Source organism: Stenotrophomonas sp. YJH_SMC_120 (assembly GCF_059368675.1).
In genome coordinates this window covers 115,479-141,736 of record NZ_JCAFRY010000004.1, presented here as the reverse complement: position 1 = coordinate 141,736, position 26,258 = coordinate 115,479, and the positions used below count along the sequence as shown (strand labels likewise).

The following is a 26,258-nucleotide window of genomic DNA, read 5'->3' as shown; positions in this document are numbered from 1 at the left end:
ACATGCAGGACCTGCGCATTTCCCTCGTCCAGGGCGACACCCGCTGGCACGATCCGGCCGGCAACCGCGCCTACTACGGCGCGCTGCTGGCACCGCTGGCCGGCACCACCGACCTGGTGATCCTGCCGGAGACCTTCACCAGTGGTTTCTCCAACGACGCCATTGCCCAGGCCGAAGGCATGGACGGCCCGACCGTGGCCTGGGTGCGCGAACAGGCCAGGACCTTGAACGCGGCGGTGATCGGCAGCGTGCAGCTGCGCGACGGCGAGGGCGTCTACAACCGCCTGCTGTTCGCCACGCCCGATGGCGACCTGCAGTACTACGACAAGCGCCACCTGTTCCGTTACGGCGGCGAGCACGAGCGCTATGCCGCCGGTCGCGACCGCCTGAGCGTGGAATGGAAGGGCTGGCGGATCAATCCGCAGGTCTGCTACGACCTGCGTTTCCCGGTGTTCTGCCGCAACCGCTACAACGTGGAGCGTCCGCAGCAGCTGGATTTCGACCTGCAGATCTTCGTCGCCAACTGGCCGTCGGCGCGCGCCTATGCGTGGAAGACCCTGCTGCGTGCGCGGGCGATCGAGAACCTGTGCTTCGTGGCGGCGGTGAACCGCGTCGGCGTCGATGGCAACCAGCTGCACTACGCAGGCGACAGCGCGGTGCTGGATTTCCTGGGCCAGCCGCAGGTGGAAATCCGCGAACGCGAACAGGTGGTCACCACCACCATCTCGGCCGAGGCGCTGGCCGCACACCGCGCGCGTTTCCCGGCGATGCTCGATGCCGATGCCTTCCACCTGGACGAACAGGCCTGAGCGACGGCCTGAACACTGCTGCACCAGCGCGTGCGCCTGCATCCAACGTGCACGCGCGCGCTGCTAGATTCGCCGGCAGTCCGACCGAACTGGAAGTCCTGCCATGAACAAGCCCTTCGCCCTGCTGCTTGCCCTGTCTGCCGCATCGCTGGCCCCGGCCGCGCACGCCGCTGGCAACCTCGACTGCGAGCTGCGCTACAACCTCTCTGGCTGGTCGCTGATCTACAAGACTGCATCCGGCAATGGCACGGTCACCTGCAGCAATGGCGCCAGCATGCCGGTGCGCATCCAGATGAAGGGCGGCGGCCTGACCGTGGGCAAGTCGAAGATCACCAACGGACGTGGCAGCTTCACCGGCGCAGTCAGCGTCAACGAGCTGCTGGGTACTTACGCCTCGGTGGGCGCGCATGCCGGTGCGGTGAAGTCCAGCAACGCGCAGGTGATGACCAAGGGCGACATCTCGCTGGCCCTGTCCGGTACCGGCAAGGGCTGGGATCTGGGCGTGGACGGCACCGCGTTCACCCTCAGTCGGCGCTGAGGCGCGACGGCGCGGCAGTTCCCCAGCTGATGCGGATGTAGTGCTGTTCGGAATCGCTCAACAACCGTTCGACACCGAAACCATTCTTCAGCAGCTGTGCGACCACATCTTCGACGAGCTGCTCGCTGGCCATCACCTGGCTGAAGCCGAACACGATGTAGCGGCGGCCATTTTCCGAGCCGATCTGGATAGCGTTGTCGAGATCGCGGTAGAACAGTTCGATCGGGCGCTTGGCGGCATCGACGTTGGCGCGGGCCTGTTCGGCGGTGATGGTGATCATGGGCATCTGCCTTGTGTGGGAGCGCGACGATAGCCAGCAACCGGATGTGAATTCCGGGCGTGGTGCACAACACCTCGTGTTTGCAGCAATTCCTAACCCGGGGTGTGAACATTGGGACAGGCACGAAATGTGCTGCGCGATGGTGGGCATCCTGCATCGACGTGAAGTCATCAGGAAGGGATGGGTGGCAGCCCCAGCGCAGGCGTGCAATGTCCCCGCCCACAAGGGATCCCGCCGTGATCCGGGGGCTGTGTGCGCGCAGCGATTAACGTTTCCTTGATCCCGCAGTAACCCTGCAGTGAATAACAGGGACATCCCAGCGATTCTGCTGGGATCATAGGAGACGCTGAATGGAGCTCAGAACGTCCGTGCTGCTCGTGGCCCTCATCGCCGCGCCCGCCATCGCCCACGCCGAAGTCTGCCTGTCCGACAGCGGAATCGTCGTGTCCTGTCCAAGGCTGTTGCCGCATCCCGTGACGTCCCGGTTCGAGATTGGGACCTTGCCGCGTGTGGCGGGCTCGCCCTCGGAAATCTACATCACAGGGGGCGGCCAGGTGGATGGAACGAGTAATTTCTCGGTGTATGCCAATGGCCAGTTCCTGTGCCGTACCAATGACAATCTCGACGGTGGCAACACCACGCCGATCCGACATTGCACCGCGACCATCGCAACGCCTGGAACCTACGTGATCTCGGCGTCGCGCAACAATGCCGGCAACTTCCTGGCGCCGATGGACGAAGTGATCAACGTCCAGTAGTCGGTTGCCCGCTGATCCTGGCCCCGGGGCAGGGACCCGGGGTCCCCATGGCCGCAGGAGCGGTTTCTTCACCGAGGCGCTGCACGTCCCGGGCTTTCGCCGTCAATTGACCGACCCCGCTTCAGCCAGAGCGCCAGCAGGCCACACGCGATAACGGTCGGTGCCAGCATCTGCAATGCACCGACCAGCGCCATCGCCGCACCGATCAACAGGTAGTAGAGCAGGCCGAACAGCGCGCCTGCGCTGCCACGACAGTGTGGATAGCCGCGCAGGGCCTGGCCGAGCACATTGGGAATGGCAAGGCCGAAGCCCGTCACCACCGGTACCATCGCCACGATCAGGGCCGGGTGATCATGCAGCAGCGCGGCCAGCAGGCCTCCCGTCAGGACCAGTCCCGCGGCGATGCGGATGCGCGTGGTTGCGGCAACGCCTGCACGCAGCAGGCGGCCATTGCCCCACGCGCCCAGTGCCGAGCCCAGTGCCAGCACCGCGCCGCTGGCGCCGAACCAGGTGGCTGGCCAGTGCAGGCGCGCAAACACGAAGGGGCCGAGCACATACCAGCTGTACATAGCCACGTTGAAGGCCATCACCAGCAACGCGTGTGACCAGATCCAGCGATCGCGCAGCAGTTCCCGCAGCAGCGGCAGCATGGGCACGTGCGGGATCTGTGCAGGGCGGCTTTCGCGCAGGCCCGCCAGGCATGCGACTGCCAGCAGGGCAGCGATCAGCAGCAGGCCGGACTGTACGCCGACATAGCCATGGGCGGCGACCAGCAGCGTGCCCAGTGCAAGGCCGATGGCCGGGCTCAGGGCCAGGGCCATGCCGATCCAGGAGAACGCCTGCGCCAACGCGAGTCCCTGCAGGTGGTCGCGTAGTACGGTCTGGGTTACCACCGAGGCCGCCGCCGCACCCAGTGCGGCCAGTGCCTGTGCCAGCAGGACCTGGCCGAAGGTGCTGGCCAGCAGGCCGCCGCAGGCGGCCAGTGCGAACACGGCCAGGCCGCATAGCAGGGCAGGGCGACGACCGATACGATCGGCCAGGCGCCCCCACAGCAGCACGCCTGCAGCGAAGCCGAACAGGTACAGGCTCATGGCCTGGCTGGCGGCACTCGGCGGCAGGGCGAAGCGTTCGGCCAGATCGGCCAGGGCCGGGCTGTACAGGGTCTGTGCCAACTGCGGGAACATCAGCAGTGCAATGGCGAGCAACAACAGGCGGCGCGACATGCGGGCGCTCCAGGAACAGGGCCCCGCATTGTGGTCGCGTCCGCAATGGCGCACTCTGTCTATCCTGTCATCGAATGTATGAAATCAGACATGGCCTGGTTGCAGCCGCACGCGCACTTCGACGCCGATGCCTGGAGCGCTCCGGTGCTGGGGATTGCAGCCTCACTGGCGGATCACGACTCGGGTTGGCACCGGCATGCACGCGCGCAGCTGCTGTACACCCGGCAGGGCTGCACGCGCCTGACCTACGGTGATCGCATCAGCCTGCTGCCGCCCGCGCGTGCCGCGTGGATTCCGGGCGGGCTGCGCCATCGCGCGCAGATGCGCCAGGCGGTCGACTACCGTTCGTTGTACTTCGACGCCACGCTGTCGGCCCAGCTGCCCCGGCAGCCGACGATCATCGGCGTGGGGGCGCTGCTGCAGGCCTTGCTGGAGCCGATCGCGCAGGCGCCGTTCGACCATGACTGGCAGTCGCCGCGCGCGCACCACCAACTGGCGTTGTGCGTGCTGGAAATCGCTGCTGCACCGGTGGCGCCGATGGACCTGCCTCTGCCTCGTGATCCGCGGATCGCACGGTGCCTCCCGGTGGCCGAACAGCTGCCGCCCGAACTGGGGGAGCTGGCCGCGCGCACGGGCCTGAGCGCGCGTACCGTCGGCCGGTTGATGCAGCGTGATACCGGCATGAGCTACCAGGCCTGGCGCCAGCAATGGCGCCTGATGCGGGCCATGGAGTTGCTGCTGCTGGGCCAACGCGTGGCGCACGTGGCGCAGGACACCGGCTTCTCCGCCGAGAGCCCGTTCATCGCCTTCTTCCGCGGCATGACCGGCACCACACCCGCCGCGTTCCAGCGCCACGCAAAAGGGGACGGAGGGGATTAAGTCGCTCTCGCCCCTTTGACACAGGCCGTGGCAAAAACGACTTAATCCCCTCCGTCCCCTTTTCAACGAAAAACCCCGGCCTGCGCCGGGGTTTTTCATTTCAGGCGTGCCGGTGATCAGCCGCCGCGCGGGCCGCTGCGGCGCGGGCCGCCCGGACCGCGGTTGCCGCCGGGGCCACCCGGGCCACGGTTGCCACCCGGACCGCCGGGGCCGCGATTGCCGCCCGGACCACGGTTGCCACCACCCGGCCCGCGACCGCCCGGACGGGCGCCCTGCGCCGGCTTGGGGCTGCCATACGGGTTGAAGCCCGGCGTGGCGTGGTCGGACGGGAAGCTCGGGGCATTGCCCGGATGACCATACGGGTGCTTGTTGCCCTGGCCCTGCGAGCGGTTGCCGGCACCGGCCGGACGACCCTGGCCGCCTGCGCCGCCACGGCCTTCACCGCCGAAACCGCCACGGCCCTGTCCGCCGCCGGCGCCCGGACCCTTCGGCTTGCCGTACGGACGGCCCTGGCCGCCTGCGCCCGGACCACGGGCACCCGGGCCGCGCGCGCCCGGACCGGCATTGCGATGGCCGCTCGGGCCCGTGCTCACGCCATCCGGCACGTACCAGGTGCGGAACGCGGCCGGGTTGCCTTCCGGCAGCGAACGGTCGTTCTTCTGGGTGCGCTGCTTGAACGGCTTCTGCGACTGCTTGGCTGCTGCTTCACCGCTGACCGTCAGGCCACCCTTGAAACCGCCGCCCTTGCCGCCGCGGCCACGGCCGCGGTCTTCGCGGACGTTGTCGAAGCGACGCAGCTCGCGGCCTTCGTCTGCGGTGTTATGGCCGTTGACGTAGGCATTGCCACGGCCACCCTCGCGCACGCGCACGGTGGTCTTGGCGGCGCGACGCTGGCCGATCACCGGCTGCAGGGTCAGAGCCGACGGCGCGCCTTCTTCCAGCTTCAGCTGCGCACGCAGGGCTTCAACCTGGGCGGTGCCCAGTTCCACCGAATGGCCACGGGCCAGTTCGCGCGGCAGACTCACTTTGCCGTAGCGGGTGCGCTTCAGGCGGCTGACCTGGCAGCCCTGCGACTCCCACAGGCGGCGCACTTCGCGGTTGCGGCCTTCCTTCACCACGACGCGGAACCAGTCGTGCGAGTCGGTGCCGCCGATGCGTTCGATCTCGTCGAACTTGGCCGGGCCGTCTTCCAGTGCCACGCCGCGTGCGAGGCGGTCGACGATGGCGTCGGAAACCTTCTCCTCGCCTTCCGGGGCGCGCACGCGCACCACGTACTCGCGCTCGACCTCGAACGACGGGTGCATCATGGCGTTGGCCAGTTCACCGTCGGTGGTGGCCAGCAGCAGGCCGGTGGTGTTGATGTCCAGGCGGCCGATGGCGATCCAGCGCGCGCCCTTCAGCGGCGGCAGCGATTCGAACACGGTCGGGCGGCCTTCGGGGTCTTCGCGGGTGGTCACTTCGCCTTCCGGCTTGTTGTAGACCAGCACGCGCGACGGTTCGGCCAGGGCGGTGGCGACGAAGCCGCGGCCATCCAGCTCGATCTTGTCGCCGCTCTTGACCGACATGCCGGTCTGCGCGACTTCACCGTTGACCTTGACCAGGCCTTCGGCGATGCGCTGTTCCAGCGCGCGGCGCGAACCCAGGCCGGCCTGGGCCAGCACCTTGTGCAGGCGCTCTTCCAGCTTGAACTGTTCGGAGGTGGCTTCGCGCTTGAGCGAGAGCTTGTTACGGGGGGTGTCACTCATCAGTTTTGCTCCGGCCGACGGTTTCGGGGTCGGCCTCTGGTTCGGAATCGGCTTGGTCAACAGCCACGGTCGTCATCGCGACGGCGTTGTCTTCGCGTTCGTTCAGGGGCACCGCGCGCTCGCCCGGCGCGGAATCGGGGTGCCCATCATCAAGGGGCGAAGGTGCTTGCTCATCGGAAGCCGACGCAGACGCTGCGTCGGCGGAATCGGGGGTGTCGCTGCCGGCCAGGCCGGCGTCATCGTTGGCAGCAGCGCCATCGGCGCCAGCCGAAATGTCCGGACCCTCGGCACTGGCGGCGGCCGGTGCGTCGCGGTCCAGGGCCAGCTGGGGTTCCAGCTCGCCCAGGTCCTTCAGTTCCGACAGCGGCGGCAACTCGTCCAGGCGCTTCAGGCCGAAGTAGTCCAGGAAGCCCTTGGTGGTGCCGAACAGGGCAGGCTTGCCGGGCACGTCGCGGTGGCCGACCACGCGGATCCACTCGCGTTCCTCCAGCGCCTGGATGATGTTGCTGCTGACCGCCACGCCGCGCACCTGCTCGATCTCGCCACGGGTGATCGGCTGCCGGTAGGCGATCAGCGCCAGGGTTTCCAGGGTGGCACGGGTATAGCGGGTCTTGCGTTCGGTCCACAGCCGGCTGATCCAGCCATGCACTTCGCCGGTCACCTGGTAGCGGAAGCCGGAGGCGACCTCGACCAGTTCCACGCCACGGCCTTCGCAGGCTTCGCGCAGGCGCTCAAGCGCACGTTCGATGCTGCCCGGCGGTGCCGGCTCCTCTTCCGGGAACAGGTCTTTCAGCTGGGCCAGGGTGAGCGGCTGGCTGGAGGCCAGCAGGGCACCCTCGACAATGCGGTTGATCAGCGTTTGGTCCATCGGCAGTCAGCGCTCACTCGTTCTCGTTGGCGGCGTCGTTGTCGTCGAACTCGCTGCTGAACTGCAGCGGGGCATTGGTGTTGCCGGCGGCCAGGGACTTCACGTAGATCGGCGCCAGCGGCTCTTCCTGGACGATGTCCAGCAGCTGTTCCTTGGCCAGTTCCAGCACCGCCAGGAACGTGACCAGCACGCCCAGCTTGCCTTCTTCTGCAGTGAACAGCCCTTCAAAACGGTAGAACTTGCCATCTTCAAGCCGGCCCAGCACTTCGCCCATGCGTTGCCGCACGCTCAGCGCCTCGCGCTTGATGGCGTGGCCACTGAACAGCTCGGCGCGCTTGAGCACGTCGTGCAGGGCCAGCAGCATTTCCTTCAGGTCCACCGGCGGCGGCAGCTTCACCGCAGCACGTTCGGGCATGAAGGCGTGTGCCACCGTGGTGTCGCGGTCCTGGCGGGGCAGGGCGTCGATGTCCTCGGCGGCCTGCTTGAAGCGTTCGTACTCCTGCAGGCGGCGCACCAGTTCGGCGCGCGGGTCGGCCTCATCGCCTTCCTCGCTGACCGGGCGCGGCAGCAGCATGCGCGACTTCACCTCGGCCAGGATCGCGGCCATGACCAGGTACTCGGCGGCCAGCTCGAAGCGCAGCTCGCGCATCACGGTGATGTATTCCACGTACTGCCGGGTGATCTCGGCCACGGGAATGTCCAGTACGTCCAGGTTCTGGCGGCGGATCAGGTACAACAGCAGGTCCAGCGGGCCTTCGAAGGCATCCAGGATGACTTCCAGCGCGTCCGGCGGGATGTACAGGTCCTGCGGAATCTGCAGGACCGGTTGCCCATGCACCACGGCCAGCGGCATTTCCTGCTGCTGGGGGGCGGGCGGCCGGGTTGGCGGGTTCGCGTCGAGCGCGAGTTCGGAAGTCATCTAATGGACATCAGGATTGCATCGGACCAGTCGCGGCAGCGGGTTCACCGGGCCAACGCCACGGCGCCCCACGGCACCAGACACGCCGGGATCGGCGCGATTCCACACATATCAAACAGCAGGACGCGCCGCAGTAAACGGCAGCGACGAAACTACGGGGAGGTCGTCTACGTGGCCCGGCCAGGTGGTCCGGTTCGAAGCAGCGGGACGGTCGTCGGGGGCTGCGTTGGCCACAGAAACCGACGGGCTGCTGCATCCAGCCACGTGCAATGGTGTCTAGGGTAAGCCTTTGTCGCGCCAGTGTCCAGCCGGGCTGGGGCGAGGGCGGCATTGGCTAGAATCTGCGCACCCGACAACGCAAGCGAGGAAATGCCGTGTGGTATGTGATTGAAGGCTATGACGGCCAGGACGTGCTGGCACAGCGACTGCAGGCACGTCCGGAACACCTGGCGCGCCTGCACGCGCTGCGCGACGAAGGCCGCCTGCTGCTGGCCGGACCGTGCCCGGCAGTAGACAGCGAGGACCCGGGCCCGGCCGGCTTCAGTGGTTCGGTGGTGATCGCGCAGTTCGAGTCGCTCGTGCAGGCCCAGGCCTGGGCTGATGCCGACCCTTACGTAGCCGCGGGCGTCTACACCCATGTACAGGTGCGTCCGTTCCGCAAGGTCCTGCCGTGAACGCGGAGCGGATCGAGCGGATGCGTGACGCACTGCAGCAGGCGCTGGCCCCGAGCGTGCTGGAAATCGAAGACGACAGTCATCGTCATGCCGGCCACGCCGGTGCGCGCGATGGTCGCGGCCATTTCAACGTGCATGTGGTCAGTGAACGCTTCGCCGGACTGGGTCCACTGGCCCGGCATCGCGCGGTCTATGCCGCGCTGGGCGCGATGATGGAGACCGACATCCACGCGCTGTCCATTCGTGCATTGACCCCGTCAGAACAGGGCTGAGCCCTTGTCCCACACTGTCCTGGCGGGTCCGTCAGCGGGCCCGCCACAGACAGATTTCCATGTCCATTTCAGGACATTCGCCTAACGGACTGTTTACAAGCCCAGATGGAAACGCTTACATTCCGCGCCAATGCTGGTAGGTCCAAGCCGTGGAGGGCGGCTTCGTGAACAAGGCAGCTATCACAATCAAAGACGTCGCTCGCGAAGCCCGGGTCTCCGTGGCCACGGTTTCCCGCGCGCTCAACGGGCATGAAAATGTCGCCGAACCGGTCCGCCAGCTTGTGCTGGAGGTGGCCGCACGGCTGCGTTACACCCCGCACGCCGCCGCCCGCAGCCTCAGCAGCCGTCGCACCAATACGGTGGGCGTGGTACTGCCTGACCTGTACGGCGAATTCTTCTCCGAGCTGATGCGCGGCATCGACAACGTCGCCCGCAACCGCCGCCAGCACCTGCTGGTGTCCAGTTACCACGGTGACCAGGAGCAGCAGGGCGCGGCCCTGCGCGCCATGCGCGGCCGCGTCGACGGCCTGCTGGTGCTCTCGCCCTATGCGGAGAGCCCGGGATTCCTGACCGACAACCTGCCGCAGTCGTTGCCAACGGTGTTGATCAACACCTATCTGCCCGGGCAGGACCACCCGGTGCTGAGCATCGATGACCATGCCGGTGCGATGGCGATGACCCGCCATCTGCTTGACGCGGGTCACCGCCGTATCGCTTTCATTTCTGGCCCGGACCTCAACTTCGACGCGCGCGAGCGCCTGCGTGGCTTCCGTGACGCGTTGGCGGCTTTCGGCAGTGACGCCGAAGGCATCGAGCTGCCCGGTGATTTCGACGAAGCTTCCGGCCATCGCGCCGGTCAGGAGTTGTTGGCAGCCGGAGCGCTGCCTGATGCCGTGTTCGCCGCCAACGACATGATGGCGCTGGGTTGCCTGTATGCGTTCACGCAGGCAGGTGTCCACGTTCCGTCCGACGTCGCCCTGGCCGGTTTCGATGACATTCCACTGGCGCGTTTCGTCCACCCGTCGCTGACCACCATGCAGGTCAGCATCGCCGAACTCGGCGATCGGGCCATGACGCGCCTGATGCAGTTGATGGACGGCACCTCCACGGATGGGACAGGGGACAAGCAGACCCTGGTTCCGCGCTTGATAGTTCGCGATTCCACCACTCCGCCATCCGGCCGTTGAAGCCGGAGGCGTTCCTTCTTTTTTGATTGATCGCAGGGACCGCGCAAGCGGTTACCGCCACCCGGAGATTGAGTTGATGATGCACACCACCTTCCGCACGCCGGCGCGCCGGCTGCTGAGCACCGCACTGGTCAGCTGCCTGATGCTGGCTGCTGCTCCGAACGTCATGGCGCAGTCGGCCAATGCCAGCCTGCGCGGCCAGGTTTCCGGCGCGCAGGCCGGCGCCGAGGTGACCGCCACCAACGTGGCCACCGGCACCGTCCGTCGCGGTACCGTCCGTGCCGATGGAAGCTACTCGCTGATGGGCCTGGACCCGGGCACCTATGATGTGGTCGCCAACGGCCAGTCGCAGAAGGTCACCGTCACCGTGGCCTCGACCGCTACCCTGAACTTTGCCGGCGCTGCCAGCAGCACCCCGGGTACGACCGCAGCCACCAACCTGGACACTGTCAACGTCGTCGCGCCGACCCTGCTGCAGGAAGTGCGCACGTCCGAAGTCGGCAAGACCGTCAGCCTGCAGCAGATCCAGACCACCCCGCAGGTCTCGCGCAACTTCCTGGAGTTCGCCGACGCGGTGCCGGGCATGATCTTCACCCGCGACGCCAAGGGCAACACCTCGCTGCGCGGCGGTGCCACCAACTCCGACGGCACCAACGTCTACATCGACGGTGTGGGCCAGAAGAGCTACGTCAAGGGCGGCGGCGTGGCCGGCCAGTCCGGCAGTGCCGGTAACCCGTTCCCGCAGCTGGCCATCGGCGAGTACAAGGTCATCACCGGCAACTACAAGGCCGAGTACGGCCAGGTGTCCAGTGCAGCGGTCACGGCCGCGACCAAGTCGGGTACCAACGAGTTCAAGGGTGAAACCTTCTACCGTTATACCAACGACAGCATGCGCGCGATGACCCCGGCCGAGCGTCAGCCGGGCAAGGGCAAGGAGGATTCGGCCGAGAAGGAATACGGCTTCGCCCTGGGCGGCCCGATCGTCAAGGACAAGGCCCACTTCTTCGTGACCTATGAAGCCAAGCGCTTCGATCTGCCGGTGACCATCGCACCGCATGGTTCGGTGACCAACAAGGCCAACCGCGTCCCGGCTGATGCCCAGGCCGGCCTGGGCCCGGCCAGCCAGCCGTTCCAGCAGGACCTGATCTTCGCCAAGGTCGACTTCGAGCCGACCGACAACGATCGCCTGGAACTGACCTTCCAGGACCGTGATGAAACCCAGCAGCAGTTCTCGGACCAGACCGCGCCGATGCACGGCAAGGAAACCAAGAACACTGACCGCCGTTACGCGCTGCGCTGGAACCACAGCGGTGAGCGTTACTACAACGAGCTGATGGTTACCCACGAGGATTCGTTCAACAATCCCAAGCCGCTGAGCATGGGCAACGGTTTCAACTACACCGCGCCGGACGGCAAGAACGAGGAGCGCGCCATCGTCTCGATCGGTGGTTCCTCGGCAATGTCGTCGCAGGTGAAGGGTCAGAAGGGCTGGTCGATCGAAGACAACCTGACCCTGGATGGCATCCAGTGGGCGGGCGACCACACCATCAAGATGGGTGCCAAGTACAAGCAGATCGACCTGTACGCCTCCGATGCGGCGCAGATCAATCCGCAGTTCTACTACACCATCGACAACCCGACCTTCCCGGACAGCATCCCGTACAAGGCACAGTTCGTGAAGCCGGTCACCGGCGTGTCAGGCGTGTCCGGCGAAGTGCGCTCGAAGGTGAAGCAGATCGGTCTGTTCATCCAGGATGACTGGCAGGTCAACGACCACCTGCAGCTGAACCTCGGCCTGCGCTGGGACTACGAGAAGAACCCGTCCTATCTGGACTTCGTGACCCCGCCGGAAGTGGTCAATGCGCTGTTCGCGCAGGATCCGCGTGCCGCCGCTGGCCAGAGCTACGCCGACACGCTGGCGCTGAGCGGCCTGAACATCAACGATTACATCAGCAACGGCCACAACCGCAAGGCATTCAAGAATGCCTGGCAGCCGCGTCTGGGTTTCTCGTATGACATCAATGCCGACGAGCAGCACGTGATCCACGGTGGTGCCGGTCGTTCCTACGACCGCGACCTGTTCGACTACCTGCAGCTGGAAACCACCAAGCTGGCCCTGCCGCAGCCGACGATCTACTTCCGCAATCCGGCAACCGGTCAGTGCTTCCAGGGCAACGCCGCGTGCTATGACTGGAACCCGAACCTGCTCAACGGTATCGGCAACCTCCAGAGCCTGGTCGGTTCGACCAGCAATGCCGGCCTGGAAGTCGACCTGCTGAACAACAATCTGAAGGTGCCCTACGCTGACCAGTTCAGCCTGGGCATGAGCAACCAGATCGGCGACTGGCTGACCGACGCCACCATCTCGCGCACGCTCACCTATGACGGCTTCGCCTTCACCCTGGGCAATCGCTACCCGACCGGCAACTTCTTCGACGATCCGCGTCTGTGCGGTGGCACCGAAGCCGGTCTGGGCCAGGCGTGGAGCTGCAACGTGCCGGGCTTCGGCAGCCTGATCATCGGCCAGCAGGGCATCAAGACCCGTGCTACCCAGATCCTGTTGTCGGCGCAGAAGCCGTTCACCCAGGAAAGCGGTTGGGGCACCTCCATCGCCTATACCTGGACCACCGCCCGCCACAACCGTGACATCAACGAGCACTACGCGTTCGACCGTGGCGTGATCGGTGACTACCCGACCATCCGCTCCAACGGCGCGCCGCGTCACCGTCTGGTGGTGACCGGTTCGTATGCGGGCTTCTGGGGCATCACCTTCGGTGGCAAGATCACCCTGGCCACCCCGACCGCGATCAACGACTGGTACGGCGTGCCGCAGGCCAATGGCTTCGACCTGCCGACCCCGATGGCGGCGGTTCCGGGTGGCAACGGCAAGTTCCTGCTGGGTGGCAAGATCTTCGGTTATCGCTCGGTCGACCTGCAGGCGACGAAGACGTTCAAGATGCCGGGCGATACCGAGCTGTATGCGCGTATCGACATCATCAACGTGTTCAACTTCGACAATTTCTCGAACTACAACTACTACAAGAATGGCAAGTTGACCGCGAGCTACAACGAGACCGGCGACATCGTCGGTACGCCGCGCCAGGTCAAGGCCGAAGTGGGCTTCCGCTTCTAAGCCCGGATGGATGCATGACCCCGATGCCGCCGCTCCGCCGGCGGCATCGGGCGCGTGAAAACAGCAATGGCCGGCCCTGTGCCGGTCCATTGCCCATGCCGCTGCCGGTCAGGGGGCATCGGCATGGGCAATGATCGCGGTGTCAAACCACGTTTTTCGTGGTTTTTTAAGAACGCACCTTGTAAACGATTTCAGATCATTGGACGGTATGCTTTCCCATCGATCAGACCACCGGAGAAATCGCGCCATGCAGGCACGTCATCTGTTGTCCGCCGCAGCGTTGAGCCTGGCCGTGGCCGCCTGCCAGCCGGCCCAGCAGGAGCCTGCCAAGCCGCGGCCGCCGGTGATCCTGATCGAGGCCGATGCACCGCCGCGGCCGATGAAACCTGAGCTGCCGCCGCTGTTCGATGACATCGAGCGCCGCACCTTCCAGTTCTTCTGGGATACCACCAACGAGATCAATGGCCTGACCCCGGACCGCTATCCGTCGCGGCCGTTCGCCAGCATCGCCTCGGTCGGCTTCGCACTGACCGCGTATCCGATCGGCATAGAGAACGGCTGGGTCAGCCGCAACCAGGCGATCGACCGCACCCTGACTACCCTGAAATTCTTCCGCGACGTGCCGATGGGCCCGCAGCGTACCGGCAAGGCGGGTTACAAGGGCTTCTATTACCACTTCCTGGACATGCAGGAAGGTCGTCGCTACGACAGCTGGGTCGAACTGTCCTCGGTGGATACCGCGCTGCTGATGATGGGGGTGCTGTTCGCGCAGTCGTACTACGACGGTGACGATCCGCGCGAGAAGGAAATCCGCCAGATCGCCGACACGTTGTACAAGAAGGTCGACTGGCCCTGGCTGCAGCAGCGTGCGCCGCTGATCTCGATGGGCTGGTTCCCCGAGAGCGGTTTCATCGACCACGACTGGATGGGCTACAACGAGGCGATGATGGTCTACATCCTTGCCCTGGGTTCGCCGACGCACCCGGTCAGCCCGGATGCGTGGACGGTGTGGACGCGCACCTATGACAACGACTGGGGGGTCTACCAGGGCCAGGAATACCTGTCCTTCGGCCCGCTGTTCGGCCACCAGTACAGCCACGTCTGGATCGACTTCCGCGACATCCAGGACGCCTACATGCGCGAGCGCGGCAGCACCTACTTCCTCAACAGCCGCTCGGCCGCACTTGCCCAGCGTGAGTACGCCATCGCCAACCCGATGCAGTGGAAGGATTACGGCGAGAACGTCTGGGGCCTGACCGCCAGCGATGGCCCGCAGAACACCACGCAGGAATACCGTGGCGAGCAGCGCCAGTTCCGCCATTACTCTTCGCGCGGCGCCGGCCTGCGCGAGAACTTCGATGACGGCACCATCGCTCCGACCGCCGCGATCGCGTCGGTGGTGTTCGCGCCGGAACAGGTGATCCCGGCCACGCTGGAGATGCACAAGCGCTACGGCGATTACATCTATTCCAGCTACGGCTTCCTGGATTCGTTCAATCCCAGCTTCAACTACGACATCCCGATCAAGACCGGCCGCGTGGTGCCGGATCGTGGCTGGGTCGCCAGCGACTACATCGCCATCGACCAGGGGCCGATCCTGACCATGATCGCCAACTATCGCAATGATTTCGTCTGGGAAGTGATGAAGAAGAACCCGTACATCCGCAAGGGCCTGGAGCGGGCGGGGTTCAGTGGTGGCTGGCTGGCGCCGGAAGGTTCGTTCCAGCCGCTGGAACTGCAGAAAGACGAAAAGGCCGCGGCGGCACGCGCGGTGGGTATCGCCGAATCACGCGCGGCTGCCGCGCAGGAACAGAAGAACAATGCCAACCGCAACACAGGCCAGGGCAAGTAACCCGATGCCGAACTGGATCGACCGTCTGCGCCGCTGGACACTGCCAGCCCTGGCCGCACTGGCCGTGGCCGGCTGCGCCCGCACCGAACCGGGCACCACCACTGTGCGCTTCTGGGCAATGGGCCGGGAAGCCGAGGTGGTCAGCGAACTGATCCATGAGTTCGAAGCCGAGAACCCGGGCATCAAGGTGGACGTGCAGAACATCCCGTGGACCGCTGCGCACGAAAAGCTGCTGACCGCGTTCGCCGCCGACGGCCTGCCGGACGTGTGCCAGCTCGGCAACACCTGGGTGCCGGAGTTCGCCGAGCTCGATGCGCTGACCCCGTTGCAGCCGTTCGTCGATCGCTCTGCCGTGGTCGATGAGAAGGACTATTTCCAGGGCATCTGGGACACCAACGTGATCCACGGCGAGCTGGTCGGCGTGCCGTGGTATGTCGATACGCGCCTGATCTACTACCGCAAGGACCTGCTGGCCAAGGCCGGCTACGACCACCCGCCGCGCACGTGGCAGGAGTGGGATGAGCAGATGGCGGCGATCAAGCGCATGCAGGGCCCGAACCGCTATGCGGTGCTGATGCCGATCAACGAGTTCGAGCAGCAGCTGTCGCTGGCACTGCAGCAGCCCGACCCGCTGCTGCGCGATGATGACACCCGCGGCAACTTCAGCAGCCCCGGCTTCCGCCGCACGCTGGCGTTCTACGCCAACATGTTCGAGCAGGGCTGGGCGCCGAAGATGTCCGAGACGCAGATCTCAAACGTCTGGGATGAGTTCTTCCGCGGCTTCAACGTCTTCTACATTTCCGGCCCATGGAACATCCGCGAGTTCAAGAAGCTGCAGCCGAAGGAACTGGAAGGGCAGTGGGGCACCGCAGCGCTGCCGGGGCCGGAAGGTCCGGGCGCGGGCATCGCCGGTGGCACCAGCCTGGTGATCTTCCGCAAGTCGCAGCAGAAGGAGGCGTCGTGGAAGCTGATCGAGTTCCTGTCGCGCCCGCAGATCCAGGCACGTTTCCATTCGATCATCGGCGACCTGCCGCCACGCCGCAGCACGTGGAGTGCGCCGTCGCTGGCCAACGATCCGCTGGCCGCAGCGTTCCGTGACCAGCTGGAGCGGGTCAAGCCGACGCCGAAGGTGCTCGAATGGGAGCGCATCGTGCAGGAAATGCGCATCGTCACCGAGAAGGTGGTGCGCGGTGGCCTGCCGCAGGACAAGGCCGTCGAAGAGCTCGACCAGCGCGTGGACAAGGTGCTGGCAAAGCGCCGCTGGATGCATGAACAACAACGCCTGCAGCAGCGCGTTCCGTCGCCGCAATCGAGCAGTGCCGTGGCCGCCGGGAGCGCGCAATGAAACGTACTTCACTCGCCGGCTGGATTTTCGCCGGTCCCTCGCTGATCGTGCTGGGCGTGTTCTTCGGCCTGCCGGTGGCTTCGGCGCTGGCGCTGAGCGTGACCGACTTCGACCTGTATGCTCTGGCTGACAGCAGCAACCTGCGCTTTGTCGGCCTCGGCAACTACATCGATCTGCTGCAGACACCGATGTTCTGGAAGTCGCTGTGGAATACCACTTACTTCGTGTTGATCGGTGTGCCCTTGTCGATCGGCGTGTCGCTGGGCGCGGCAATGCTGCTGAATGCGCCGGCCGCACGCTTCAAGGCGTTGTTCCGCACCGCGCTGTTCGCGCCGGTGGTGACCACGCTGGTGGCGGTGGCGGTGATCTGGCGCTACCTGTTCCATACCAGCTACGGCCTGGTGAACTACGGCCTGGGCCATCTGGGCATCAGCCCGATCGACTGGCTGGGCGATCCCAACTGGGCGATGCCGACCATCATGCTGTTCGCGGTGTGGAAGAACTTCGGCTACAACATGGTGATCTTCCTGGCCGGCCTGCAGGCGATCCCGCATGACCTGTACGAGGCCGCGCGCATCGACGGTGCCTCGCGCTGGAAGCAGTTCCTGCACATCACCCTGCCGATGCTCGGCCCGGTGCTGCTGGTGGTCGGCGTGATTACCGTGTCCGGCTACTTCCAGCTGTTCGCCGAACCCTACGTGATGACCCGCGGCGACCCACTGCAGAGCACCGTCAGCGTGCTGTATTTCATGTTCGAGGAAGGCTTCAAGTGGTGGAACCTGGGACGCGCCTCCGCCGTGGCGTTCCTGCTGTTCCTGATCATCCTGGCGGTGACCACCGTGATGCTGCGTTTCGGCCGCAAGAGGCAGTTGGTATGAGTCGCGAAATCGGCCAGTCGCGCTGGTACCCGTGGTTGATCAATGGTGCGTTGCTGGTGCTGGCCCTGGTCAGCCTGGCACCGCTGTTGTGGATGCTCTCGGTCTCGTTCATGCCGCAGGGCGAGGCCAGCCATTTCCCGCCGCCGCTGCTGCCTTCCAGCATCACCACGCACAACTACCATGAGCTGTTCGCGCGCACTGGCATGGGCGGCAACTTCGCCAACAGCCTGCTGGTGTCGCTCGGCATCACGGTCGGTTCGCTGCTGCTCAACACCATGGCCGGCTACGCGTTCGCCAAGCTCAACTTCGTCGGCCGCGAGCGCCTGTTCCAGGTGCTGATGGCGGCGCTGGTGATTCCGGCGCAGGTGGCGATGCTGCCGCTGTTCCTGCTGATGAAGCAGCTGGGCCTGGTCAACAGCTTCGGTGGCGTGATCGTGCCAGCGCTGGCCAGCGTGTTCGGCATCTTCCTGGTACGCCAGTACGCGCGTTCCATCCCGGACGAACTGCTGGAAGCGGCGCGCATCGACGGGGCAGGGGAGCTGCGCATCTTCTTCCAGATTGTGCTGCCGATGCTCAAGCCGGTGCTGGTGACCCTGGCGATCTTCACCTTCATGGGCGCATGGAACGATTTCATGTGGCCATTGATCGTGCTGACCGACCAGGAGCACTACACTTTGCCGGTGGCACTGGCCACCCTCTCGCGCGAGCACATCATGGACGTGGAAATGATGATGGCTGGCGCGGTGGTCACCGTGGTCCCGGTGCTGGCGCTGTTTCTGGTGCTGCAGCGGTACTACATCCAAGGTCTGTTGCTGGGGAGCGTCAAGGGATGAAGCGAGCGATCGCCGTTGGACTGGGCCTGTTGTGGACTTCCCGGGCGATCGCCGCACCTCCGGCGCTGCCGGCACCGAAGGTGCTGGACGACTTCGACGACATCGCAGCCTGGACGCTGGTGCTGTCCGATCAGGTCAGCGGTTCGCTGCGCCCGGTCAGTGGCGCCGGTGGTGGCCGCGCGCTGTGCCTGGACTATGACTTCCACGATGTCTCCGGCTACGTCGGCATCCGCCGCGCGCTGAACATCGAATACCCGGTCAATTACCGCTTCGGATTCCAGCTGCGTGGCGAATCGCCGGGCAACGACCTGCAGTTCAAGCTGATCGATGCCAGCGGCGACAACGTCTGGTGGGTCAACCGGCCCGGCTACAGCTTCCCCAAGGCGTGGACGCCGGTCGAGTACCGCCGCCGCCAGATCGACAAGGCGTGGGGTCCCTCGCCCGAGAAGGAGATGGCACGAAGCGCCGCCGTCGAGTTCACGATCTACAGCAAGGTCGGTGGCCGCGGCACGGTGTGCTTCGACAAGCTGACCCTGCAGGGCCTGCCGCCGCAGGATGATTCGGCGTTGGTGCCATCGGTGATTGCCGATACGGCCACCGCGCTGCAGGACCGTATGATCGACGGCAAGAGCGACACGTTCTGGATCAGCGGTGGCGTCAAGCAGCAGACCATCAGCCTGGACCTGCACAAGAGCCGCGAGATCGGCGGTGTAGTGATCGATTGGCTGCCGAACCTGGAAGCCAATCGCTACACCGTGCGGACGTCCGAGGATGGCCGGGACTGGCGCACTGTGCGCGAGGTGACCGGCGGTGCGGGGGGGCGCGATTGGCTGGCGCTGCCGGATACCGACGCGCGCTACGTGCGTTTCGATCTGCGCGATGGCCCGAACTGGCGCTATGGCATCCGTGACATCGCACTCAAGCCGCTGGCGTTCGCCGCCACGCCCAATGCCTTCCTGTCCTCGGTGGCCGCCGATCTGCCGCGTGGCTCGTTGCCGCGAGCCTATGTGGGCGAACAGCCGTACTGGACCCTGCTCGGCCTCGATGGTGGCCAGGAGCAGGCGCTGATCAGCGAAGATGGCGCGCTGGAGCCGGCCAAGGGCAGCTTCAGCATCGAGCCGTTCATCCGCCTGGACGGCAAGCTGCTGGACTGGTCGAAGGTCGCCATCACCCAGTCGCTGCAGGATCACTACCTGCCGATCGCCACCGTCGACTGGGTGCATGAGAAGGCCGGGCTTTCGGTGACCAGTTTCGTGCAGGGCACGCCCGAGCGCGCGCAGCTGATCGGCCGCTACCGGCTGAGCAATCCGGACAAGGTCGCCCACGAGTACACCCTGGCGCTGGCAATCCGTCCGTGGCAGGTCAACCCGCCCACCCAGTTCCTCAACACCGTCGGTGGTTTCAGCCGCATCGATGCACTGGAGGTGGGCGAACAGCTGGTTCGGGTCAACGGTGAGCCGCGCATCTATCCGCTGCAGGTGCCGGATGCGCGCTTTGCCAGTACGTTCGATGGCAAGCTCGATGCGATGCATCTGGAAAGCGGCAAGTACCCGGCCACGACCGCAGTGAAGGACAGCACCGGCATGGCGTCGGGTGCGCTGATGTACACGATCAAGCTCGAGCCCGGCCAGAGCCGCGAAGTGGCGGTGGTGCTGCCGCAGACCGGTGGCTGGGCGCCGCAGGCGCTGGACGTGGCCAGGGCGCAGGCGCAGGTGGCCGATCAATGGCGGCAGAAGCTGGGCGTGGTCTCGCTGCAGGTGCCGGCTGCGGGCCAGGCACTGGTCGATACCCTGCGCACGGCCGTCGCGCACATGCTGATCTCGCGGGTTGGCCCACGCCTGCAGCCGGGCACGCGCTCGTACGCGCGCAGCTGGATCCGCGATGGCGCGATGATTTCCGAGGGCCTGCTGCGCATGGGGCGCAGCGATGCCGTGCGTGACTACATCAACTGGTATGCGCCGTACCAGTTCGAGAACGGCAAGGTGCCGTGCTGCGTCGACGCGCGCGGCAGCGACCCGGTACCGGAGAACGACAGCCATGGCGAACTGATCTACAGCATTGCCGAGTATGGACGCTACACCGGCGACAGCACGTTCACCGAGCTGATGTGGCCGCACGTGCAGGGCGCCTACAACTACATGGAGCAGCTGCGCGCCAGCGAGCGCACCGAGGAGAACCGCGCACGCAATCCTGCCTTCTACGGCATGATGCCCGCCTCGATCAGCCACGAAGGCTATTCGGCCAAGCCGATGCATTCGTACTGGGATAATTTCTGGGCGTTGCGCGGCTACAAGGACGCGGCATCGCTGGCGGCCCAACTGGGCAAGGTCGAGGCGATGCAGATCGCCGGATCGCGTGACCAGTTCCGTGATGACCTGCAGGCCTCGCTGCTGTCGGCGATCCAGCAGCACGACATCGACTACCTGCCGGGCTCGGCCGAGCTGGGCGATTTCGATGCGACCTCGACCACCATCGCGCTGGCGCCGGGCGGCGAGCAGGGCCGACTGCCCCAACAGGCGCTGGAGGCGACCTTCGAGCGCTACTGGAAGGAGTTCGTGGCCCGCCGCGACGGCAAGCGTGAGTGGAAGGACTACACCCCGTACGAGTGGCGCAACGTGGCGGCGTTCGTACGCCTGGGCTGGCGTGACCGCGCCTGGCAGGCCACCGAGTTCTTCTTCAGGGACCGTGCGCCGCAGGCCTGGAACCAGTGGGCCGAGGTGGTCTCGCGCACGCCGCGCAAGCCGTTCTTCGTCGGTGACCTGCCGCACGCCTGGGTAGCCTCGGACTTCGTGCGCTCGGCCTTGGACATGTTCGCGTACAGCCGTGACATGGACGATGCGCTGGTGCTGGCCGCCGGCATTCCGAGCGCCTGGCTGCAGGGCGAGGGCATCGCCGTGCAGGGCCTGCGCACGCCGCAGGGCCAGCTCAACTACCGCCTGCAGCGCAGCGACAAGCAGCTGGTGCTGGAGGTGCAGCCGGGCCTGGTGCCACCGCTCGGTGGCGTGGTGTTGCCGTGGCCGTACGCCGGTGATCCGGGCGAGGCGACCATCAATGGCGAAGCGGCCGAATGGGTCAACAAGGAACTGCACGTGCACCAGCTGCCGGCGCGGGTCGAGATCGATGTACCGAGCGCGGTGCGCCGCGCCGAGCGCAAGGGGCAGTAACGATGAAGCAGCAGGGGGCAAGAGTGCGCACGATCGTGCGCGCCCTGGGGCTGGCCATTGCATTGGCACTGCCGGGCGCCGCGATGGCGGCCGATCCAGCCGCCGGGGCAGCGGCTGATGTCGCCAACGCGCCAGGCATGAGCATGGTCACCTTCAACCTGCATCATGACCGCGAGGACTGGCCACGCCGGCGCCGCACCATCCTGGCCGAACTCAAGCGCCTGCAGCCGGATGCGGTTGCCCTGCAGGAGGTGATCCAACGCCGCAACGTGCGAAACCAGGCGCAATGGCTGGCCAGCCAACTTGGTTACAGGTACGTGTTCGTGTCCACCGATGCGGTCGGCGCGCCCAAGCGCTACGGCAATGCGCTTCTGACCCGGCGGCCGATCCTTGCCCAGGGGGATCATCTGCTGCAGCCCCTGGACGACTACCGCACCGTGGCCCACCTGCGCATCGACGTCGATGGCACGCCGGTAAACGTCTACGCCACGCATCTGAACGAGCGCAGTGATGAGAGCGGACAACGCATCCGTCGCAGCCAGGTCGAGGACCTGCTGCGCTTCATCAGCGCGACGTCGGCGGGCGCGCCGGTGGTGATCGCAGGTGACTTCAATGCACTGGTGGATGCCGGCGATCTGAGCGAGCTCCGCAGCCACTACGGCGACAGTTACGGCAGCGTGCACGTCAACACCGATCTGTCCGGGGTCAGTACGCTCAACCGCCACTATTACCAGGCGCCGTCGCGGATCGACCACATCTTCTTCCAGCAGGACGAGATGGTCGCGCGCGAGGCGAAGATCCTGTTCGACCAGCCCGACGACAGCGGTCGCTGGGCCTCGGACCACTACGGCGTGTGGACCCGCCTGCAGTTCGCGCCGAAACCCTGACGGGACACGCTTGGGTAGGTGCCAACCTTGGTTGGCACGGGCGTGTCCGCGTGCTCTCGATCAACGGCGCCAACCAAGGTTGACCTCTACCAAAGCGGTGGCCGTGCGCGGGTTGTGCCCTGGTGGGTGCCAACCTTGGTTGGCACGGAGGTGTCCGCTGGCGACCGACCCACGGCGCCGACCAAGGTCGGCCTCTACCAGTGCGCTGTGCGTGCATCAGGTGGGTGCCAACCTTGGTTGGCACGGTTCGGCCCGAAGCGCAAACAAAAACGGCGGGGATCATTGATCCCCGCCGTTTCGCTTTCACGCTATCAAGGAGCGATCAGTTCGCCGGCGGCGTGCGCTTGGCGGCCTCTTCGTCTTCTTCATCAGCCTTGGCTTCTGCAGCCTGGGCTGCAGCGTCAGCATGGCCATCGGCGACCGGATCGATCGACGGCGTCACCACCGCATCAGCGCTCGGGGCGGCGGCTTCGATCGGTGCGGCTTCGACCGCCACCGGAGCGACCGGCTGTTCCACGATCGGCGCAGTCTCGACGATCGGCGTGGCTTCAACGGCCGGGGCGGCCTCCACCACCGGGGCACTCTCACTGGCCACCGGCTTGGTTTCAACCACCGGGGTTGCTTCAACCACCTGCGGCTTCGATTCCACGACCGGCGCGGCCTCGACTGCGACCGGCTTCGCTTCGATCACCGGAGCGGCTTCAACCACCGCGGCCGTTTCAGCCACAACCGGCTTTGCTTCGATGGCCGGCGCAGCAGCGTCCAGCGCCGGTGCGACGTCGGCGACCGGTGCGGCAACGGCCACCGGCTGTGCCGGGGTAGCTGCGTCGATGGCATCGAGCATGCTGGTCTGCACCGGCGAGGACACGGCTTCGGTCTTCGCCGCAGCTGCGACCGGGGCCTGCACTTCAGCCACGACCGGGGCGGCGGCTTCGACCACGGCGCTGCTCACCACCGCGACCGGCGCGGCGACAACGGCGGCGGAAGCACGGGCCGGCTTCTCGGCGTCGACAGCGGCGGGTTCGACTTCGTCATCGAAGTCGAACTCCGGCTGCGAACGCGTGGGCTGCACAGCCGCGACCGGCGCAATGCCGGCAGTGCTGTCGATGTTCGGCTCGGCGCTGTCGGCGTCATCACCGTCATCACCCTCGTCCTGGTCATCACCCAGGGCGTCGCTGCCGGCGGCGTTCTCGGCGCCACCGCGGCGACGACGACGGCCACCACGACGGCCACGGCGACGGCGGGTTGCGCCTTCGCCAGCCTGCTCGCCATTGGCGTCGGTTGCAGCCTCTTCACCGGCAACTGCAACCACGTCGGTCGCACTGGCCGCATTGGCAGCGGTGTCGACCGGTGCGGCCGCTTCCACCGGGGCGACCGGGGCGACCGGGGCGGTGGCTTCCTGCGCGTTCACCCCATTGGCGGCGACGGCCGTAGCGGCTACGGCTGCAGCTGCGGTCACGGCTTCGGCAGGTGCTTCGGCGGCATTGCGCTGCGGCTTCTCGGCCGGCTTGTCACCGTCCTGCTGCTGCGGGCGCGGCTGCTTGGGCTGCTTCAGCTTCGGCTGCTGCTGGTTCTGGCCCTGCTGCTCGTTGCGCGGCTTGTTCTGCTGCTGCGGCGGCTGCTGGCCATCCTTGTGCTGCGGCTCCTTCTGCTTGCCCTGCTGCGGCTGCTGCTGCGCATTGCCATTGTTGCCGTTGCGGCCGTCCTTGCGCTGCTCGCCGCGGTCCTTGCGGTTGCCGCCATCCTTCTGCTGCTGCGCGTTGCCATTGCCACGATTGTCGTCGCGACGGTCCTTGCGGTCCTTGTTGCGATCCTTGTTGCGGTCCTTGCGACCGCCGTCCTGCTGCTGGCGTGCAGCCGGGGCGGCCGGTGCCGGCGCGGGCGCCGGTTCGCCACCGAACACGCGCTTGAGCCAACCGATCACGCCGCCCGCCGGGGCCGGCGCAACAGGCGCTGCAGCGACCGGGGCCGGAGCGGCCGCGGCCGGCTCCACTTCCTCGCGCACCGGGGCCGGGGAAGTGTGCTTGACCTGGGTCACCGCCGGCGGCGGGATGTTCAGCTGGCCCTTGGTCAGCGCGTGCACCGGCAGCTTGCGCGGGGTGCCGCGCTGGTAGCTGGGCTTGCTGCTTTCTTCACCCAGCTCGTTCTCGCGCAGGCGGGTCACGGTGTAGTGCGGGGTGTGCAGCTGCTCGTCGGCGACGATCACGATCGGCGCCTCGTGGCGCTGTTCGATCTCGCGCAGGGCGCTGCGCTTCTCGTTCAGCAGGTAATTGGCGATCTCCACCGGGGCCTGCACCAGCACCTGCCCGGTGTTCTCCTTCATCGCATGCTCTTCAGCCACGCGGATGATCGACAGCGACAGCGACTCGACGCTGCGCATGCGGCCGTGGCCGTCACAACGCGGGCAGACGATCTGGCTGGACTCGCCCAGGCTCGGGCGCAGGCGCTGGCGGCTCATTTCCAGCAGGCCGAAGCGCGAGATGCGGCCGACCTGCACGCGCGCGCGGTCGTACTTCAGCGCGTTGGCGAGGCGGTTCTCGACTTCGCGCTGGTGCTTGTTGGAGGCCATGTCGATGAAGTCGATCACCACCAGGCCGCCCAGGTCACGCAGGCGCAGCTGGCGGGCCACTTCCTCGGCCGCTTCCAGGTTGGTCTGGAACGCGGTGTCCTCGATATCGCTGCCCTTGGTGGCACGCGAGGAGTTCACGTCGACCGCGGTCAGCGCTTCAGTCTGGTCGACCACGATCGAGCCGCCCGACGGCAGGCGCACGTTGCGCTCGTAGGCGCCTTCGATCTGCGATTCGATCTGGAAGCGGTTGAACAGCGGAATGTCGTCCTTGTAGTGCTTGAGCTTGCGCAGGGTCTGCGGCATCACCTGCTGCATGAATTCGCGGGCGTGCTCGTACATCTCCTCGGTGTCCACCAGGATCTCGCCGATGTCGGCGCGCAGGTAGTCACGCAGGGCGCGCACGATCAGGCGCGATTCCTGGTAGATCAGGAACGGGGCGGGCTTGCTCAGTGCCGCTTCGGCAATGGCGCGCCAGACATTGAGCAGGTAGTCCAGGTCCCACTGCAGCTCTTCCGCATCGCGGCCGACGCCGGCGGTACGGATGATCACGCCCATGTCGTCGGGGATGTTCAGCTTGTCCAGGGCGTCCTTCAGCGCGGCCCGGTCTTCGCCTTCGATGCGGCGCGACACGCCGCCGGCGCTGGGCGAGTTCGGCATCAGCACCATGTAGCGGCCGGCCAGCGAAATGAACGTGGTCAGGGCGGCGCCCTTGTTGCCACGCTCTTCCTTGTCGACCTGGACGACGATCTCCTGGCCTTCCTTCAGCAGCTCGCGGATGCCGGCCTTGTTGTGGTCGACACCGGCCTGGAAGTAGTCGCGGGAGATTTCCTTCAGCGGCAGGAAGCCATGGCGGCCACCGCCGTACTCGACGAAGGCCGCTTCCAGCGAGGGCTCGATGCGGAAGATCCGGCCCTTGTAGATGTTGGACTTCTTCTGTTCCTTCGACGGCTGTTCGATGTCGATGTCATACAACGACTGGCCATCCACGATGGCAACACGCAGCTCTTCAGCCTGCGTGGCGTTGATCAGCATTCGCTTCATTGTTGCGTTCCTCGCAAGCGGCTACCGCGCGGAACGCCATGGGGTTTCGCCTCTGGACACGGCTCGCCGCCCATTCGCGCAAGCGCGGGGAGGGCGGCTTGGGTTTCCAGCGCTACGACACCACGGCAGGCCGCGGGAGCGCTTCACTCTTATGGTTTTTGGGTGTTGCAGGGCCGCAGGCAGCTGTCAGCCAGGCTGGAGCGCCACGCGGGACATGTTCAGCACGGTTGCGTGTCAGGCATCCGGCGATGGCCGGGAAGGCCGGTGAGCCGCTAACATGGCCGCCCCGCGGGCGGTGGTCGCGCACTGTGCCGGATTCGTCGGAAGCTGGGCTTCTGGCCCTGAGTAACTTCCAACGAAATCAATCCCTTATCTCGCCCCCCGAGTGTAACAGAATAAACAGC

20 protein-coding genes are annotated in these 26,258 nt (G+C 66.1%); 14 read left to right on the top strand and 6 right to left on the bottom strand.

The window, feature by feature from the left end:
• Positions 1-2: 2 nt before the first annotated feature.
• Positions 3-809: an amidohydrolase gene (locus AC5P60_RS07985; RefSeq protein ID WP_032966922.1), complete on the top strand. Its 807-nt coding sequence runs from the start codon at positions 3-5 to the stop codon at positions 807-809.
• Between the two features lie 103 nt (positions 810-912).
• Positions 913-1,347 (top strand): hypothetical protein, encoded by a 435-nt coding sequence (locus AC5P60_RS07980; RefSeq protein WP_005410336.1) that lies wholly within the window; start codon positions 913-915, stop codon positions 1,345-1,347.
• Here the strand turns inward: AC5P60_RS07980 and AC5P60_RS07975 are convergent.
• On the bottom strand, positions 1,334-1,627 hold the full coding sequence (locus AC5P60_RS07975) for a hypothetical protein (RefSeq protein ID WP_049402653.1): 294 nt from the start codon (positions 1,625-1,627) through the stop codon (positions 1,334-1,336). The two genes, AC5P60_RS07980 and AC5P60_RS07975, sit on opposite strands and share 14 nt — an antisense overlap.
• 350 nt (positions 1,628-1,977) lie before the next feature.
• Here AC5P60_RS07975 and AC5P60_RS07970 point away from each other — a divergent pair, with 350 nt between their 5' ends.
• Positions 1,978-2,385, top strand: coding sequence for a hypothetical protein (locus tag AC5P60_RS07970; protein WP_033832942.1), 408 nt, complete (start codon positions 1,978-1,980; stop codon positions 2,383-2,385).
• A gap of 68 nt (positions 2,386-2,453) precedes the next feature.
• Here the strand turns inward: AC5P60_RS07970 and AC5P60_RS07965 are convergent, their stop codons facing one another.
• A complete protein-coding gene (locus tag AC5P60_RS07965; RefSeq protein WP_483693328.1) occupies positions 2,454-3,608 on the bottom strand; it encodes an MFS transporter in 1,155 nt (384 codons plus the stop codon).
• A gap of 90 nt (positions 3,609-3,698) precedes the next feature.
• On the opposite strand from AC5P60_RS07965, the gene AC5P60_RS07960 reads away from it, so the two are divergent.
• Positions 3,699-4,487, top strand: a complete 789-nt coding sequence (locus AC5P60_RS07960) for an AraC family transcriptional regulator (RefSeq protein ID WP_483693329.1) — start codon at positions 3,699-3,701, stop codon at positions 4,485-4,487.
• A 116-nt stretch (positions 4,488-4,603) separates the two neighbouring features.
• On the opposite strand, the gene AC5P60_RS07955 is transcribed toward AC5P60_RS07960, so the two are convergent.
• Genes AC5P60_RS07955 through AC5P60_RS07945 form a run of 3 tightly spaced genes read right to left on the bottom strand, consistent with a single transcriptional unit; the run spans position 4,604 to position 8,019 of the window.
• A complete protein-coding gene (locus tag AC5P60_RS07955; protein ID WP_005413982.1) occupies positions 4,604-6,232 on the bottom strand; it encodes a pseudouridine synthase in 1,629 nt (542 codons plus the stop codon).
• The gene (scpB, locus tag AC5P60_RS07950) at positions 6,225-7,100 is read right to left on the bottom strand and encodes an SMC-Scp complex subunit ScpB (RefSeq protein ID WP_005410331.1); all 876 of its coding nucleotides are present in this window, start codon (positions 7,098-7,100) and stop codon (positions 6,225-6,227) included. The genes AC5P60_RS07955 and scpB overlap by 8 nt, the downstream gene beginning before the upstream one ends.
• Before the next feature lie 13 nt (positions 7,101-7,113).
• Positions 7,114-8,019: a segregation and condensation protein A gene (locus tag AC5P60_RS07945; protein ID WP_005410330.1), complete on the bottom strand. Its 906-nt coding sequence runs from the start codon at positions 8,017-8,019 to the stop codon at positions 7,114-7,116.
• 374 nt (positions 8,020-8,393) lie between these two features.
• Here AC5P60_RS07945 and AC5P60_RS07940 point away from each other — a divergent pair, with 374 nt between their 5' ends.
• From AC5P60_RS07940 to AC5P60_RS07895, 10 genes are all read left to right on the top strand, one after another.
• Positions 8,394-8,693, top strand: coding sequence for a YciI family protein (locus AC5P60_RS07940; protein WP_005410329.1), 300 nt, complete (start codon positions 8,394-8,396; stop codon positions 8,691-8,693).
• 20 nt (positions 8,694-8,713) lie between these two features.
• Entirely contained in the window at positions 8,714-8,965 is a 252-nt protein-coding gene (locus AC5P60_RS07935) for a BolA family protein (RefSeq protein ID WP_032963317.1), read from the top strand.
• Between the two features lie 149 nt (positions 8,966-9,114).
• Positions 9,115-10,152 (top strand): LacI family DNA-binding transcriptional regulator, encoded by a 1,038-nt coding sequence (locus tag AC5P60_RS07930; RefSeq protein WP_012480808.1) that lies wholly within the window; start codon positions 9,115-9,117, stop codon positions 10,150-10,152.
• Between the two features lie 76 nt (positions 10,153-10,228).
• A complete protein-coding gene (locus AC5P60_RS07925) occupies positions 10,229-13,285 on the top strand; it encodes a TonB-dependent receptor (protein WP_005410326.1) in 3,057 nt (1,018 codons plus the stop codon).
• A 247-nt stretch (positions 13,286-13,532) separates the two neighbouring features.
• Positions 13,533-15,137, top strand: a complete 1,605-nt coding sequence (locus AC5P60_RS07920) for a glucoamylase family protein (protein ID WP_024956629.1) — start codon at positions 13,533-13,535, stop codon at positions 15,135-15,137.
• 4 nt (positions 15,138-15,141) lie between these two features.
• Positions 15,142-16,482, top strand: a complete 1,341-nt coding sequence (locus AC5P60_RS07915) for a sugar ABC transporter substrate-binding protein (RefSeq protein ID WP_005413977.1) — start codon at positions 15,142-15,144, stop codon at positions 16,480-16,482.
• On the top strand, positions 16,479-17,360 hold the full coding sequence (locus AC5P60_RS07910) for a carbohydrate ABC transporter permease (RefSeq protein WP_005410323.1): 882 nt from the start codon (positions 16,479-16,481) through the stop codon (positions 17,358-17,360). Before AC5P60_RS07915 ends, AC5P60_RS07910 begins: the two co-directional genes overlap by 4 nt.
• A complete protein-coding gene (locus AC5P60_RS07905) occupies positions 17,357-18,193 on the top strand; it encodes a carbohydrate ABC transporter permease (protein ID WP_005410322.1) in 837 nt (278 codons plus the stop codon). The genes AC5P60_RS07910 and AC5P60_RS07905 overlap by 4 nt, the downstream gene beginning before the upstream one ends.
• Positions 18,190-21,357, top strand: coding sequence for a discoidin domain-containing protein (locus AC5P60_RS07900; protein ID WP_483693330.1), 3,168 nt, complete (start codon positions 18,190-18,192; stop codon positions 21,355-21,357). The genes AC5P60_RS07905 and AC5P60_RS07900 overlap by 4 nt, the downstream gene beginning before the upstream one ends.
• A gap of 2 nt (positions 21,358-21,359) precedes the next feature.
• Positions 21,360-22,244: an endonuclease/exonuclease/phosphatase family protein gene (locus tag AC5P60_RS07895; RefSeq protein WP_483693331.1), complete on the top strand. Its 885-nt coding sequence runs from the start codon at positions 21,360-21,362 to the stop codon at positions 22,242-22,244.
• Positions 22,245-22,566: 322 nt separating this feature from the next.
• Here the strand turns inward: AC5P60_RS07895 and rne are convergent, their stop codons facing one another.
• Positions 22,567-25,854: a ribonuclease E gene (gene rne, locus AC5P60_RS07890; RefSeq protein WP_483693332.1), complete on the bottom strand. Its 3,288-nt coding sequence runs from the start codon at positions 25,852-25,854 to the stop codon at positions 22,567-22,569.
• Positions 25,855-26,258: the final 404 nt, after the last annotated feature.